Annotated in this window: 14 protein-coding genes; 13 read left to right on the top strand and 1 reads right to left on the bottom strand. The window is 63.9% G+C overall.

All coding sequences use genetic code 11. The features are described 5' to 3' along the window. Positions 1-36 precede the first annotated feature (36 nt). The 7 genes from G455_RS0110895 to G455_RS0110865 all read left to right on the top strand — a co-directional run bounded on the left by G455_RS0110895 (position 37) and on the right by G455_RS0110865 (position 7,262). Positions 37-1,242, top strand: coding sequence for a 2-aminoethylphosphonate--pyruvate transaminase (locus G455_RS0110895; RefSeq protein WP_028093739.1), 1,206 nt, complete (start codon positions 37-39; stop codon positions 1,240-1,242). Further along, positions 1,239-2,018, top strand: coding sequence for a phosphonoacetaldehyde hydrolase (phnX, locus tag G455_RS0110890; protein WP_028093738.1), 780 nt, complete (start codon positions 1,239-1,241; stop codon positions 2,016-2,018). Before G455_RS0110895 ends, phnX begins: the two co-directional genes overlap by 4 nt. Positions 2,019-2,090: 72 nt before the next feature. Next, on the top strand, positions 2,091-3,515 hold the full coding sequence (locus tag G455_RS0110885) for an amidase (RefSeq protein ID WP_028093737.1): 1,425 nt from the start codon (positions 2,091-2,093) through the stop codon (positions 3,513-3,515). Between the two features lie 70 nt (positions 3,516-3,585). After that, positions 3,586-5,085, top strand: a complete 1,500-nt coding sequence (locus G455_RS0110880; protein WP_028093736.1) for a sulfatase-like hydrolase/transferase — start codon at positions 3,586-3,588, stop codon at positions 5,083-5,085. A gap of 131 nt (positions 5,086-5,216) precedes the next feature. Beyond that, a complete protein-coding gene (locus G455_RS0110875; protein ID WP_028093735.1) occupies positions 5,217-5,855 on the top strand; it encodes a TetR/AcrR family transcriptional regulator in 639 nt (212 codons plus the stop codon). Position 5,856: 1 nt separating this feature from the next. After that, positions 5,857-6,267, top strand: coding sequence for an organic hydroperoxide resistance protein (locus G455_RS0110870; protein WP_028093734.1), 411 nt, complete (start codon positions 5,857-5,859; stop codon positions 6,265-6,267). A 17-nt stretch (positions 6,268-6,284) separates the two neighbouring features. After that, complete coding sequence (locus G455_RS0110865; RefSeq protein WP_028093733.1) at positions 6,285-7,262, top strand: zinc-binding dehydrogenase; 978 nt, start codon at positions 6,285-6,287, stop codon at positions 7,260-7,262. Between the two features lie 4 nt (positions 7,263-7,266). Here the strand turns inward: G455_RS0110865 and G455_RS0110860 are convergent, their stop codons facing one another. Further along, entirely contained in the window at positions 7,267-8,187 is a 921-nt protein-coding gene (locus G455_RS0110860) for a LysR family transcriptional regulator (protein ID WP_229861764.1), read from the bottom strand. Positions 8,188-8,410: 223 nt separating this feature from the next. Between G455_RS0110860 and G455_RS0110855 the strand changes: the two genes are divergently transcribed. From G455_RS0110855 to torT, 6 genes are all read left to right on the top strand, one after another. Then, entirely contained in the window at positions 8,411-9,193 is a 783-nt protein-coding gene (locus G455_RS0110855) for a 5-oxoprolinase subunit PxpA (protein ID WP_028093731.1), read from the top strand. 33 nt (positions 9,194-9,226) lie between these two features. After that, positions 9,227-9,463, top strand: coding sequence for an acetyl-CoA carboxylase (locus G455_RS0110850; RefSeq protein ID WP_028093730.1), 237 nt, complete (start codon positions 9,227-9,229; stop codon positions 9,461-9,463). 2 nt (positions 9,464-9,465) lie between these two features. After that, a complete protein-coding gene (locus G455_RS0110845; RefSeq protein WP_028093729.1) occupies positions 9,466-10,848 on the top strand; it encodes an acetyl-CoA carboxylase biotin carboxylase subunit in 1,383 nt (460 codons plus the stop codon). Then, positions 10,845-11,720 (top strand): 5-oxoprolinase subunit B family protein, encoded by an 876-nt coding sequence (locus G455_RS0110840; protein WP_028093728.1) that lies wholly within the window; start codon positions 10,845-10,847, stop codon positions 11,718-11,720. The genes G455_RS0110845 and G455_RS0110840 overlap by 4 nt, the downstream gene beginning before the upstream one ends. Continuing rightward, positions 11,710-12,681 (top strand): 5-oxoprolinase subunit C family protein, encoded by a 972-nt coding sequence (locus G455_RS0110835; protein WP_028093727.1) that lies wholly within the window; start codon positions 11,710-11,712, stop codon positions 12,679-12,681. Before G455_RS0110840 ends, G455_RS0110835 begins: the two co-directional genes overlap by 11 nt. Positions 12,682-12,751: 70 nt before the next feature. Continuing rightward, positions 12,752-13,822 (top strand): TMAO reductase system periplasmic protein TorT, encoded by a 1,071-nt coding sequence (torT, locus tag G455_RS0110830; protein WP_028093726.1) that lies wholly within the window; start codon positions 12,752-12,754, stop codon positions 13,820-13,822. Positions 13,823-13,870 lie beyond the last annotated feature (48 nt).

Genomic DNA, 13,870 nt, shown 5'->3' with positions numbered 1-13,870 from the left:
TCTGCCGCCGACTCCCGTCATTCAAGGAAAATGAGGATGACCGATCAGGGCAATTTCCCGCCACCGAAACTGGGCGAACCCTATCTGCTGACACCCGGGCCGCTGACCACCGCCTATGAAGTGAAAGAGGCGATGCTGCGCGATTGGGGTAGCTGGGACGCCGATTTCCGTGTCATGACCGACGAGATGCGCATGCGTCTGGTCGCCATGCTGGGCGAGGGGGGCGACGATTTCACCTGCGTGCCGATGCAGGGATCGGGTTCCTATCTGGTCGAGGCGATGCTGGGCAGCTTCGTGCCCAGGGACGGCAAGGTTCTGGTGCTGGCCAATGGCGCCTACGGGCTGCGTGCCGCCAAGACCTGCGACACCATCGGCCGGGCGCGCCATCTGCTCGACATGGGGGATTACATGCCGCCGCGTGGGGCCGATGTCGCCCGCATCCTGGCTGCGGATCCGGCGATCACCCATGTGCTCGCCATTCATTGTGAAACCTCCTCGGGCATCCTGAACCCGGTGGCCGAGATCTCGGCGGCTACCTATGCCGCTGGACGCAAGCTGTTGATCGACAGCATGTCCGCCTTCGGCGCCGTGCCGCTGGAGCCCGGCAAAATCCGGTTCGAGGCGATGGTCTCCTCGGCCAACAAGTGCATCGAGGGCGTGCCGGGCTTCGGCTTCGTGCTGGCGCGGCGGTCGGAGCTTGAGGCCGCCAAGGGGCGGTCGCATTCCCTGGCGCTCGATGTGCATGCGCAATGGGAATATATGGAGACCACCGGTCAGTGGCGCTTTACTCCTCCAACCCATGTGGTCGCGGCCTTTATCGAGGCGTTGCGGATGCATGAGGCAGAGGGTGGCGTTGCCGCGCGCGGCGCGCGCTATGCCAACAACCGCGACGTGATGGTCGCCGGCATGCGCGGGCTGGGGTTCGAGACGCTGCTGGATGAAACCTGGCTGTCGCCGATCATCGTCACCTTCTTCAACCCCGCCGATCCGAAGTTCGATTTCGCCCGTTTCTACGAGCTGATGAAGGACAAGGGGTTCATCATCTACCCGGGCAAGCTGACGGTGGTGGACAGCTTCCGCATCGGCTGTATCGGCCGGATGGATGCCGCCGTGATGACCCGCGTGGTCGAGGCCGCCCGCGACAGCCTTGGCGAACTCGGGGTGGCAAGCGCCACACCGCCCGCCGCCGCATTGGAAGAACGCGCCAAGCTGGCGCAAGCAAAGGTGAGGGAAACCGCATGAACCGTTTCAAGGCCGCCGTCTTCGACTGGGCCGGCACCATTGTCGATTTCGGCTCTTTCGCGCCGATGGGGGTTTTCGTGAAGGCCTTTGCCCAGTTCGGCATCGAGGCAACGATCGAACAAGCCCGTGCGCCGATGGGATCAGCCAAATGGTACCATATCCGCGCGATGATGGACATGCCCGAGATCGCGGCGCAATGGGCCGACAAATACGGCGCGGCGCCCACTGATGCCGATGTGGACAAGGTCTATGAGATCTTCGTGCCGATGAACGAAAAGGTTGCCGCCGATTATGCCGATCTGGTGCCGGGGGCGAAGGCGGCGGTGGATGAGCTACGGGCGATGGGGCTCAAGATCGGCTCGACCACCGGCTATACCCGGTCGATCATGGAAAACGTGCTGCCAGCGGCCGCCGCCCAGGGCTATGTGCCCGATAACCTTGTCTGTTCCGATGATCTGCCCGAAGGCCGCCCCGGTCCTCTTGGCATGTATAAATGCATGGTCGATCTGGTGGTCTATCCGCCGTCCGCCATCGTCAAGGTGGACGACACCGCGCCGGGGATCGGCGAAGGCGTGGCGGCGGGCTGTCTGACCGTCGGCGTGGCGATGTCCGGCAATGCGGTGGGCAAGACGCCCGAGGAACTGGCCGCTCTGCCGGCGGAGGAGGTCGAGGCGCTGCGCGCCCATGCGACCGAGATCCTGAAAGCGGCCGGAGCCGACTATGTGATCGACACGGTGGCCGATCTGCCGGCGCTGCTGCGCAAGCTTGACGCCTGACCGCTTCGGGGCCCCGCGTTTGCCGGGGCCCTGTTCCGTTTCAAGACAAAAGACTGCCCGGGAGATATGGGGATGACGAAAGAGCTCTGGAGCTGGACTGCCGCCGAGCTGGCCACGGCGATCGCGGTGGGGGATATTTCCAGCGTCGAGGCGACCGAGGCGGCGATTGCCCGGATGGAGGCGGTGAACCCGGCGCTGAACGCGGTTGTCGACGCGCTGCCAGAGCAGGCGTTGAAGGACGCCCGTGCCGCCGATGCCGCCCGTGCCCAGGGTGAGGAATTGGGGGTGCTGCACGGGGTGCCCGTCACCACCAAGATGAACGCCGATTACAAGGGCCGCGCCACCGCCAACGGGGTGCCGGCCTTCGCCGATCTGATCGCACCCGAGGACGGTTCGGTCGTGCGCTCCCTGCGCGCTTCTGGCGCGGTGATCATCGGGCGGACCAATACGCCAGCCTTCTCGATGAGCTTTTTCACCGATAACGATCTCTTCGGGCCGACGATGAACCCCTATGATCCGGAAATCACCCCGGCGGGGTCATCGGGTGGGGCGGGGGCCGCTGTGGCCGCCGGCATCGGTGCGTTGGCGCATGGCAGCGATATCGGTGGCTCGATCCGCTTGCCGGCCTATGTCAACGGTGTTTTCGGGCTGCGTCCCACCGCTGGGCTGCTGCCCTGCCATAACCCCTCGTCGCGATCGGAGCGTCTGCTGGCCTCGCAGGTCGCCTCGGTTCAGGGGGCGCTGGCGCGGTCGGTCAAGGACATCCGGCTGGGGCTGCAGGCGCTGAGCCTTTGGGACCCGCGCGACCCGCTGCAGGTGGTCATGCCGCCGGTCGATCTTGGCTATGTCGCACGGCCCTGCAAGGTCGCGATGATCCGTGAACCCGAAGGGTGCACCGCCGATCCCCAGGTGGTCGATGCCATTATCCGCGCCGCGGCGATGCTGTCGGATGCCGGCTATGAGGTCGAGGAGGTGGAAACGCCCTCGCTTCTGGCAGCCTCTGAGCTCTGGCAGGTGGTGGTCGGGCATGAGCTCCTGTCGGGGCCGATTCATGGCATTCGCAAGCTGGGGGATGCGCGGGTCAACCGGCTGATGGATCTGCTCTGCGATACGCTGGAGCCGTTGGATCGCGACGCCTTTCTGGCGGCCTTCGCGAGCCGCAACGCAGTTCTTCGGCAATGGCAGATGTTGTTTGCCACTCATCCCATCGTGTTGACGGCGCCGTCCTGGCGCCGACCCTATCCCGCCCGGCACGACATGCAGCCAGAAACCTCCGGCCAAACCTATCTGACCGAACTGGCGCCGGCCTTCATGCCGCCGGTGCTTGGGTTGCCAGGTCTTTCGGTGCCGATGGGGGTGGTGGATGGCCTGCCGACCGGCGTACAGCTTTTGTCGACGCGCTTTGCCGAGAACATGCTGCTCGCCGCGGGCGAAGTGCTGGAGCGCCGCCAGCCGGCGCTGCGCCCGATTGATCCGCGCCCGTCGCGGCAAAGCTGAAAGCAGGCCCGCGCCGCCAGCCATGGCGCGGGCTTTCCCGAAGACCGCAAGACGGCAACAGGAGACCGCCATGCCCCCGCGCAGAAACCTGCTTTTCGTGGTGATCGACCAGTTTCGTGCCGATTGCCTGCACGGGGCGTTGGCCGCCCATGTCGATTTGCCCAACCTGCGGGCATTGATGGGCGAGGCGGTCAGCTTTCGCCGGCATTATTCGGTGACCAACCCCTGTGGGCCGTCGCGCGCCTCGATCCTGACCGGGCAATATGCAATGAACCATCGTGCCGTGCGCAATGGCACGCCGCTGCCGGCCGACTGCCCCAATCTGGCGACTGAACTCAGGCGCGGCGGTTGGTTGCCGTTGCTCTACGGCTATACCGACAGCGCGCGTGACCCCCGGGCGCATGACCCGGCCGATCCGGCGCTGACCAGCTATGAACAGGTGATGCCCGGCTTTGACGAGGCGCTGGAGATGCGGCTCGAGGAAAGTTGGCCCTGGCGCGCCCATCTGGCCCGGCAGGGCTATGACGTGCCGGCGGGGGAGGAGATCTTTCGCCCCGCAGGCGATCGGCCCGACGATCCCGCGCTCTACCGCGCCGAGGACAGCGATACCGCTTTTCTGACCGATCGCTTCCTGTCGGAAATTGCCGTGAGGCCGCGCGGCTGGTGCGCCCATCTGACCTATATCCGACCGCATCCGCCACTGGTCGCGCCAGCGCCCTATAACCGTATGTATGATCCCGCCAGCCTGCCGGCCCCGGCACAAAGCGATGGCCATATGATCGACGCACCTGCCCGGGCGGCGCAGCGCATTGCGCGCAATGTCGTGGGGTTTCCAGATCTGGAGGCCACGCCGGAAAATGTCGCGCTGTTGCGGGCGATCTATCTGGGTCTCGCCACCGAGGTCGACCACCATATTGGCCGCGTCATCGCCTGGCTGAAGGATAGCGGCCAGTATGATGACACGCTGCTGGTGGTCTCCGCCGATCATGGCGAGATGCTGGGCGATTACGGCCTTTGGGGCAAGATGACCTATCACGAGGCCGCCTATCACGTACCGCTGATCATTCGCGACCCCGATCAGCCGGAGGCCTTTGGTCGTGCCGTCGAGGCGATGACGGAATCGGTGGATGTCACCCCCACCATCCTCGATCTGCTGGGCGTCGATATCCCCGATACCATGGACGGGCGCAGCCTGCGCCCCTTCCTGGCTGGCGAGGCGCCGGAGAGTTGGCGCGATTACAGCTATTCCGAGCTCGATTTCGGCGATCCGATCACGCCCACGGTGGCGCAGAGGGCGCTGGGGGTGACGGCGGATCGCGCAAACCTTTGCATCCTGCGCGAGGGGCGGCACACGCTGGTGCATGTCAACGGCGGGGTGCCGCCGCTGTTGTTCGATCATGCCGAAGACGGGGAGGCGCGGGACCTTGCCACTGATCCCGCCCAGGCCCCCCGGCTGTTGGCAATGACGCGCCGTCTGCTGGATCACCGCATGACCCATGCCGAGGGCCGTTTCGGCTGGACCATGATCACGCCGGAGGGGGTGAAGCGCGGCCGCAATCCCCGCCGCTGAGCGACGGGCGCGCGGATCATATGGAGCAGGACAGGGGCCTTCGGGCCCCTTCTTCGTTGGCGGACGTGGGGCCGGAAGGATCACGGAAATGCTACTAGACGACCGGTCTATTTTAACCTATCTGAAAGGTCATGACACAGATCAGTAAAGCCGAGGCGACACGCCGGAAGATCCTCGAGACGGGCCATGCGCTTGTCTTGAAGAAGGGGTTTGTGGGCGTTGGTTTGCAGGAAGTCTTGAAGGCCTCCGGCGTGCCCAAGGGATCGTTCTATTATTACTTCCCCTCGAAAGAGGCCTTCGGTTGCGCCCTGTTGCAGCAATACGTCGATGGCTATCTGGCGCTGATGGATCAGCTACTGGCCGCCGATCTGCCTGACGGGCGAACCCGGCTGATGCGCTATTGGGGCGCCTGGCTGGCGGGCACCGAGGATCCGGCCCGGGGCTGGGCCGAGGATTGCCTTGTCGTCAAGCTGGCCGCCGAGGTTGCCGATCTGTCCGAAGACATGCGCCTGGTGCTGAGCGAGGGGACCGAGGCGTTGATCGCCCGGATCGCGCAGATGATCGCAGAGGCGCGTGCCGATGGCTCTCTGCCCGGTGGTGCGCCCGCGCCGGGATTGGCGCAGATGCTGTATCAGATGTGGCTGGGCGCGGCGCTGCTGACCAAACTTTCGCGCGATCGTGCGCCGATGCGTCAGGCCTATGAGGCGACCCAGGCGCTGCTGGTCTGTTCCGGACATTCGCATATTCACCCTGACCCAGAGGAGGACTGAGATGAAGATTTTCTACAAGACCCGCGCCACCGCGACCGGCGGCCGTTCCGGCCATACCGAACTTGACGACGGCAGTCTCGCCTTCGATCTGGCGGTGCCCGGATCAGGCAAGGCCGGCGCCAACCCCGAACAGCTTTTCGCGCTGGGCTATGCCGCCTGTTTCGACGGTGCCCTGGCGGTCGTCTCGAAACAGATGGGGCTCGATGCCACCGGCAGTAAAACCTCGGTCGAGGTCGGCATCGGCCAGACCCCGGAAGGTGGCTACAAGCTCGATCTCGACATCTACATCGACGTGCCCGGTCTGTCCGAGGCAGAGGCGCAGAAGCTGATCGCCGCGACCCATCAGGTCTGCCCCTATTCCAATGCCACCCGCGACAATATCGACGTGCGTCTGCACGTGACTGCTGCCTAAGTTCAAGGAAGACCACCATGCGTACTGCAAAACATGCAACCTTCGGCGACCCGGCCGAGGTTCTGGCCCCCGTCGACGCGCCCCTGCCGGACCCCGCAGCGGGTCAGGTGCGGATCAAGACGATCCTGTCGCCGATCCACAACCACGATCTTTGGACCGTGCGTGGCCAATATGGCTATAAACCCGAACTGCCGGCCATCGGCGGGTCCGAGGCGGTCGGCACCGTCGACGCGCTGGGCGAAGGCGTCGAGGGCGTGACCCTGGGCCAACGGGTCGCCGTCGCCGGCGTCCATGGCACTTGGGCGGAGTATTTCACCGCCTCAGCCAAGGGGCTGGTGCCATTGCCCGAGGAGATCGGCGACGAGGCGGCGGCGCAGTTGATCGCCATGCCGTTCAGCGCCCTGACGCTGCTGGAGTTCCTTGAGGTCAAGGAAGGCGACTGGATCGTTCAGAACACCGCCAACGGCATGGTCGGCAAGGCGGTCGCCATGCTGGGCAAGGCGCGCGGCATCAATGTGATCAATCTGGTGCGTCGTGATGCCGGTATTGGTGAGCTCGAGACGCTGGGGATCGGCAACGTGGTGTCCACCGCCGCCGAGGGCTGGAAGCAACAGGTCCGCGCGCTGGCCGGGGATGCTCCCATCGTGGCTGCCATCGATTCCGTCGGCGGCACCGCCAGCGGTGATCTGCTGTCGCTTCTGGGTGATGATGGGCTGTTGGTCTCCTTCGGCACAATGACTGGCGAGCCGATGCAGATCTCCTCGGGCGATCTGATCTTCAAACAGGCGGTGGTCAAGGGCTTCTGGGGCGCCAAGGTCAGCGCGGCGATGCCTGCGGACGAACGTCAGCGTCTCTTCGGTGAACTGATGCGCCTGGTCATCACCGGTGCCGTGCAGCTTCCGGTCGAGGCGATCTTCCCGCTGGACCGGATCGGCGACGCGGTGCGTGCCTCGCTGGCACCGGGCAAGGCCGGCAAGGTGCTGCTGAAGCCCTGAGCCTTCACCCCCGTCCCAGCGAAAACGGCGTCTGGGGCAGGGCGTAACACTGCTTGAAATAGTCCACCAGGACCGAGACGGGGCGCGAGAATTCGATGCCCCGTCTCCACGCCAGACCGACGTCCATCGACGGGATTTCCTTGTCTGTGGTGAGCGTGCCGATGCGTTTTCCCTCAAGCGACCAGGGGCGATAGACCATGTCCGACAGCATCGTCACCCCCTGACCGTTGGCCACCATCGACCGCACTGCCTCGACCGAGGAGGTGCGCAGTTTCACCCGCGGTTGAAAACTGGTCATGCTCCAGTATTTCATTGTGGTGTGGGCGGCCTCGTCGACCGTCAGCATGATGTAATCCTCTTGCGCGATCTCCTCGAAACTCGCCTTGCCGCGGCGCTGGAACGGATGGTTGTTCGGCACCCAGAGCCGCCGGGTGGATTTCAGCAATGTCTCGCTTTCCAGCTCGGGGTTGTTCAGGTTCGAGGTCAGGACCACCGCCATGTCGAAGCGGTTCGACAGCAGCCCCTCTTCGATGCTCTCGCGGTTCAGCTCGCTCAGCCGGACCTCCAGCCCGGGATAGAGATGCTGCAGCCGATCCAGGTGATAGGGCAGGAAATACCCGATCACCGTATAGGAGGCCGCCAGAGAAATCACACCGCTGACCGTGGAATGCCGTCTGGTCAGCTTGGTGGCCTCGTCCAGCTTCTGCAGGATTTCCCGCGCCGAGGCGAGAAATTCGCGCCCCGCCTCGGTCAGTTCCATCCCGTGCGAGGTGCGTAGAAACAGATCTGTGCCCAGCTCGGTCTCGAGATCGCGGATCGCCCCGGTGACCGAGGATTGGGAGATCGCCAGCAGGTTGGCGGCGCGGCTGACCTGGCCCGATTCAGCCGTCGCCACGAAGTACTTCAGATGCCGAATGTTCATCATCACGGGTCTCCCGGTTTTCTGTCGCATCATTATCGGAAAAACCGATATATGGCCGCGCCTTGCCTTTTTGTCTTGGAAAAACAGCGATTTTACAGAGATTTACCGCAATGGGCAGATCGTTGCATTATCGGATTTTCAGAATTTGCATTCGCAGCATTTAGAATTTTACTTCTACATGAAACGAAAGTGAAGATGCCTCCAGAAGACTAACAGGGGCGAGACCATGCGTGGCATCATCGATCTGAACTGTGACATGGGCGAAGGCTTCGGCCATTGGACCCTGGGGGAGGCGGCGGACGAGGACCTGATGGAGCTGATCAGCTCGGCCAATATCGCGGCCGGGTTTCATGCAGGCGATCCCAGCACCATCGACCGGGTGGTCAAGCTGGCGCAGCAGCATGGCGTCGGCATCGGGGCACATCCGGGATATCGCGATCTGCAGGGCTTTGGCCGGCGCTATATCCGCACCAATTCGGAAGAACTGGTCAACGACATCCTCTATCAGGTGGGCGCGATCCGTGAATTCGGCCGCCGCTATGGGGTGCAGCTCCAGCACATCAAGCCGCACGGCGCGCTTTATATGGAAGCTGCGGTGAACGAGGAGCTGTCTCAGCATCTGGTCGATACGCTCAGCAAGACCTGCGGCGACGCGATCCTGTTCTGCATGGATATTTCCAAGACCTACGAGATCGCCAGGCGCATGGGCCAGCGGGTGGTGCGCGAATTTTATGCGGATCGTGACTATGATGACAGCGGTTCGATCGTTTTCGCCCGTCAAGTGGCGCGGCCCGACCCGCAGGCGATTGCCGACAAATGTCTGCGGGCCTGTAAGGAGGGCCTGGTGCGCACGGTGACCGGCAACGACATCAAGATCGAATTCGAGTCGATCTGCTTCCATTCCGATACGCCGGGCGCCCTGGAAAACGGCAGGGCGATCCGCAAGGCGCTGCTGGACAACGGCATCACCATCGCGCCGGCCGCAACAGTTCTTGAAAACATGGCCTGACCCAAAATCGGCCCAACAGGAGAGAGAAAGACAATGACACAAATCCAATCCCCGCTGCCCGGCACCTTCTATCACAAGCCCTCGCCGGAGGAGCCCGCCTATAAGGCCCAGGGGGATGCGGTGGCCGTGGGCGACGTGATCGGGCTGATCGAGGTGATGAAGACCTTCATTGAGGTCAAGGCCGAGGCGGCGGGCACCTTCGCCAGCTATGTCGCCGAGAACGAGGCGCCGGTGATGGCCGGCGCCGTCCTGGCGGAGCTGGACGACTGACAATGACCATCAGCCGTCTTTTCATCGCGAACCGGGGGGAGATCGCGGTCCGGATCATTCGGGCCGCACGGGAGTTGGGCATTCACACCATTCAGGCCTATTCCGAGGGCGACGCCGACATGCTGGCCGTCAAGCTCGCGGATGAGGCCATCTGCATCGGGCCGGCGCCGTCGAAGGACTCCTATCTGGATATTGCCAAGGTCGTGGCGGCGGCGCAGCAGACGAAGGCTGATGCGGTGCACCCGGGGTACGGGTTCCTGTCGGAAAGCCCGGCCTTCGCCCGGGCCTTGGCCGAGGCCGGGATCGCCTATGTCGGTCCCTCTGCCGAAACCATCGAACGGATGGGCGACAAGGTCGCCGCGCGTCAGGCGGCCGAGGCTGCGGGCGTCCCGGTGGTGCCGGGGTCCAAGGGCCGGATCGGCACCGTGGACGAGGCCGCCGAAGTTGCCAAGACCGTCGGATACCCGGTGATGATCAAGGCCGCTGCCGGCGGTGGCGGGCGTGGCATCCGCATCGCGGCGGATGAGGCGGAGCTGCGCAAGCTCGCCCCGCAGGCCCAGGCCGAGGCACAGGCGGCCTTCGGCGACGGTGGACTCTATCTGGAGCGCGCGGTGCAAAGCCCGCGTCATATCGAGGTGCAGATCCTCGGCGATGGCGAAACCGCGATCCACTGCTATGAACGCGAATGCTCGCTGCAGCGGCGACGGCAGAAGGTCTGGGAAGAGGCGGGTGCCGCCTGTCTTGATAATGAGACGCGCGAGGCGCTCTGTGCCTCGGCCGTGGCCTTGGCCCAGGCGGTGAATTATCGCGGTGCCGGGACGCTGGAATACCTCTATGACAGTGCCCGCAACGAGTTCTACTTCATCGAGATGAACACCCGTATCCAGGTGGAACACCCGGTGACCGAGATGATCACCGGCGTCGATCTGGTGCAGGAGATGATCAAGGTTTGCGGCGGCGAAAAGCTGAGCCTGACACAGGCGGATATCACCCGCACGGGCCATGCCATCGAGGTGCGGATCAACGCCGAAGACCCGCTGATGCAGTTCATGCCCTGGCCTGGCAAGGTCGGCGCCATGACCCTGCCGGAAGGCGAGGGGGTGCGCTTCGATCACTTCCTTTACGAAGGCTATCAGATCCCGCCCTTCTATGACTCGTTGCTGGGCAAGCTGATCGTTCAGGCGCCGACCCGCACCGAGGCGATCGCCAAGCTTGCCGCGGCGCTCGAGGAACTGAGCCTTGAGGGGCTGAAGACGACCGCGCCGCTGCACAAGGCACTGGCGGCCGATCCCGGCGTTCAGGCCGGCGATTTCCACACCCAGTGGCTCGAACCCTGGTTGGAGGCCGGCAATCTGACAAAAGCAACAACAGGAGGTGCGTCGTGAAGACACGATATTCTTACGGCGGCGACGAACACATCTATGTCGAAGTAGATGAGGAAATGTCGCTGGACGCGTTTTTCATCTCGCTTTCGATGAGCAACGCGGTGCGCGAGGCGAATATCCCCGGGGTGACCGAAATCTGCCCCGCCAACGCCTCGTTCGAGGTGCGCTTCGATCCCGACGTGATCGCGCCTGCCGACATGATGGCGCGGATCAAGGAACTGGAGCACAAGGCCGAGACCGCCGAAAAGCGCCTGTCGACCCGGATCATCGAGATCCCTGTGTTCTTCCAGGACCCCTGGACCCATGAAACCCTGATGCGGTTCCGCGAACGGCATCAGGACCCCAGCGGCTCCGATCTGGATTATGCCGCCCGGATCAACGGCTATGACAGTGTCGAGGCCTTTATCGAGGCCTTCCATTCGCAACCCTGGTTCGTATCGATGGTGGGGTTCGTCGCGGGGCTGCCGTTCCTCTATCAACTGGTGGATCGCGACAAGCAGCTCGAGGTGCCGAAATACCTGCGTCCGCGTACCGATACGCCGAAACAGACGGTTGGCTATGGCGGCTGCTTCTCCTGCATCTATTCGGTGCGGGGCGCCGGTGGCTATCAGATGTTCGGCATCACACCGATGCCGATCTTCGATCCGGAACAGAAGGTCTCCTATCTCAAGGACTTCATGGTGTTCTTCAAACCGGGTGACATCGTGAAATGGAAGCCGATCGACCAGGCTGAATACGACCGCATCACGGCTGCGGTGGAAGAGGGGACCTACACCCCCCGTATTGCTGAGGTCGACTTCGATCTCGATGCCTTCAACGCCGATATGACCGGTTTCAACGCCAAGCTGATGGAGGCGCTCAATGACGCTTAAGATTGTCAAACCCGGGCTTGCCACCTCGATCCAGGATCTGGGCCGCCCCGGCTATTTCCACCTCGGCATTCCCGAAGGGGGCGCGATGGACCGTCTGGCGCTGCGTGCAGCCAACCTGCTGGTGGGCAACCCCGAGGATGCCGCCTGTCTCGAAGCGGTGTTCATGGGCCCCGAGATCACCTTTACCGCAGATGCCAGCATCGCCATCACCGGCGGCTCGATGCCGATCCTGCTCGATGGCGAGGCGCGCGACGGCTGGACCAGCTTCAACGTGAAAGCGGGCCAGACGCTGAGCTTCGGCTTCCTCACCGGCGGCGCGCGGATCTATATTGCCGTCTCCGGCGGGATCGCCACCGAACCGGCACTGGGCAGCCGTTCGACCTATCCGATCGGGGCGCTCGGCGGTTTTCATGGCCGCAATATCGCCGCCGGCGACGAAATCCCGGTGGGTGACGCAGCGCTGGTGGAAGAGGGGCGCACCGTTCCGGTCGTACTGCGCCGTGGTCCGGGCAATCCGGCCGAACTGCGGGTGCTGACCGGTCTTTACTGGTATCGGCTGACCGAGAAATCGGGCGAGGCCTTCTTCAACGACACCTGGACCGTCGCGCCAGAAGCCGACCGCATGGGGTATCGTTTCCGGGGGGGGCAGCCGATGGAGTTCGTCGAACGCGAACAGCCCTTCGGTGCCGGCGCCGATCCCTCGAACATCGTGGATGGCTGCTATTCCTACGGTTCGATCCAGGTTCCGGGTGGCTCGGAACCCATCGTTCTGCACCGCGACGCGGTGTCTGGCGGCGGCTACTTCACCCTTGGTGCGGTGATTTCGGCCGACATGGACCTGATCGGGCAATTGCAGCCCAACACATCGGTGAAATTCGTCAAGGTCGGGATGGAAGAGGCCCTGCAGGCCCGCGCCGATCGCAAGGCGATGATTGCGAAAATCCGAAAAGAGCTCGTCTAAGAGCCGGACAATACCCCCAAAACGCGGCTTGCCGCTTTGGACTTTTGGAACTGACATGGAGGTCAGAACAATGAAGCTCGCCCTCAAGACAGCCGCAGCCCTGGCGCTTGCGACCGTCATTCCCGCCAGCGCCTTCGCGGCGGACTGGTTCCCTTACCCGGCCGAAGAGGTGACCCCGCCCTTCACCGCCGACGGCAAGGTCAGCCCGGTGACCTACGCGCCGCTCGCCAAGGCGGAAAAGCCGTGGAACATCTGCGTGTCCTTCCCGCATATGAAAGACGCCTATTGGCTGGGCGTGGATTATGGCGTCGCCGATGAGGCCAAGCGCCTGGGCGTCAAGATGAACCTGGTCGAGGCCGGCGGCTATACCGAGCTGAACAAGCAGATCGGCCAGATCGAGGATTGCGTGTCCAGCGGTGCCGACGCCGTGGTGATTGGCGCGATCTCTTACGAGGGGCTGAACAGCGTGGTGAAAGAGGTCGCCGCCAAGGGGATCCCGGTGATCGACGTCATCAACGGCATGTCCTCGCCCGATATCGCCGCCAAGTCGCTGGTCTCCTTCCGGACCATGGGCTTCGAGACCGGCAAGTATCTGGCCGAGAAGCATCCGGCGGGTTCCGAGCCGGTCAAGGTCGGCTGGTTCCCGGGGCCCGCAGGCGCCGGCTGGGTCGAGGCCGCGAACGAAGGCTTCATGGAAGCCGTCAAAGGCTCGGCCGTCGAGGTGCTGGAACCCCGCTATGGCGACACCGGCAAGGAAGCCCAGCTCAAGCTGGTCGAGGACGTGCTGCAGGCCAATCCCGATGTCCGTTATCTGGCAGGCACCGCAGTAACCGCCGAAGCCGCCCAGGGGCTGATCCGCGAACGGGGGCTCAAGGGCAAGGTCGATCTGCTGGCCTTTTACATGACCCCGGGCGTCTATGCCGGCATCAAGCGCGGTTTCATCCTGGCCGCCCCGGCGGATTCGATGGTCATCCAGGGCCGGATCGCCATGGATCAGGCGGTGCGCATCCTCGAAGGCAAGGACTACATGAAACATGTGGGGCCGAAGATCTTCGTCGTCGATCCGTCGAACATCAGCACCGTGGCGCGTGAGAACATCCTGCCGCCGGACGGGTTCAAGCCGGTCTTTTCGGTCGACTGAGACCGCAGGCTGAACTGGCATGCGCGGGCCGGGCGACCCTGTCCGGCC

The sequence above is a fragment of the Pseudodonghicola xiamenensis DSM 18339 genome (assembly GCF_000429365.1).
Classification (GTDB): Bacteria; Pseudomonadota; Alphaproteobacteria; order Rhodobacterales; family Rhodobacteraceae; genus Pseudodonghicola; species Pseudodonghicola xiamenensis.
This window is presented reverse-complemented; position numbering and strand designations above follow the sequence as displayed.

Excerpts from the sequence above, each read along its gene's own strand:
- G455_RS0110895 (WP_028093739.1), top strand. The coding sequence starts at position 37 with ATGACCGATCAGGGCAATTTCCCGCCACCGAAACTGGGCGAACCCTAT.
- phnX (WP_028093738.1), top strand. The coding sequence starts at position 1,239 with ATGAACCGTTTCAAGGCCGCCGTCTTCGACTGGGCCGGCACCATTGTC.
- G455_RS0110870 (WP_028093734.1), top strand. The coding sequence starts at position 5,857 with ATGAAGATTTTCTACAAGACCCGCGCCACCGCGACCGGCGGCCGTTCC.
- G455_RS0110855 (WP_028093731.1), top strand. The coding sequence starts at position 8,411 with ATGCGTGGCATCATCGATCTGAACTGTGACATGGGCGAAGGCTTCGGC.
- G455_RS0110875 (WP_028093735.1), top strand. The coding sequence starts at position 5,217 with ATGACACAGATCAGTAAAGCCGAGGCGACACGCCGGAAGATCCTCGAG.
- G455_RS0110845 (WP_028093729.1), top strand. The coding sequence starts at position 9,466 with ATGACCATCAGCCGTCTTTTCATCGCGAACCGGGGGGAGATCGCGGTC.
- G455_RS0110850 (WP_028093730.1), top strand. The coding sequence starts at position 9,227 with ATGACACAAATCCAATCCCCGCTGCCCGGCACCTTCTATCACAAGCCC.
- G455_RS0110880 (WP_028093736.1), top strand. The coding sequence starts at position 3,586 with ATGCCCCCGCGCAGAAACCTGCTTTTCGTGGTGATCGACCAGTTTCGT.
- torT (WP_028093726.1), top strand. The coding sequence starts at position 12,752 with ATGAAGCTCGCCCTCAAGACAGCCGCAGCCCTGGCGCTTGCGACCGTC.
- G455_RS0110835 (WP_028093727.1), top strand. The coding sequence starts at position 11,710 with ATGACGCTTAAGATTGTCAAACCCGGGCTTGCCACCTCGATCCAGGAT.
- G455_RS0110860 (WP_229861764.1), bottom strand. The coding sequence starts at position 8,187 with ATGATGAACATTCGGCATCTGAAGTACTTCGTGGCGACGGCTGAATCG.
- G455_RS0110885 (WP_028093737.1), top strand. The coding sequence starts at position 2,091 with ATGACGAAAGAGCTCTGGAGCTGGACTGCCGCCGAGCTGGCCACGGCG.
- G455_RS0110865 (WP_028093733.1), top strand. The coding sequence starts at position 6,285 with ATGCGTACTGCAAAACATGCAACCTTCGGCGACCCGGCCGAGGTTCTG.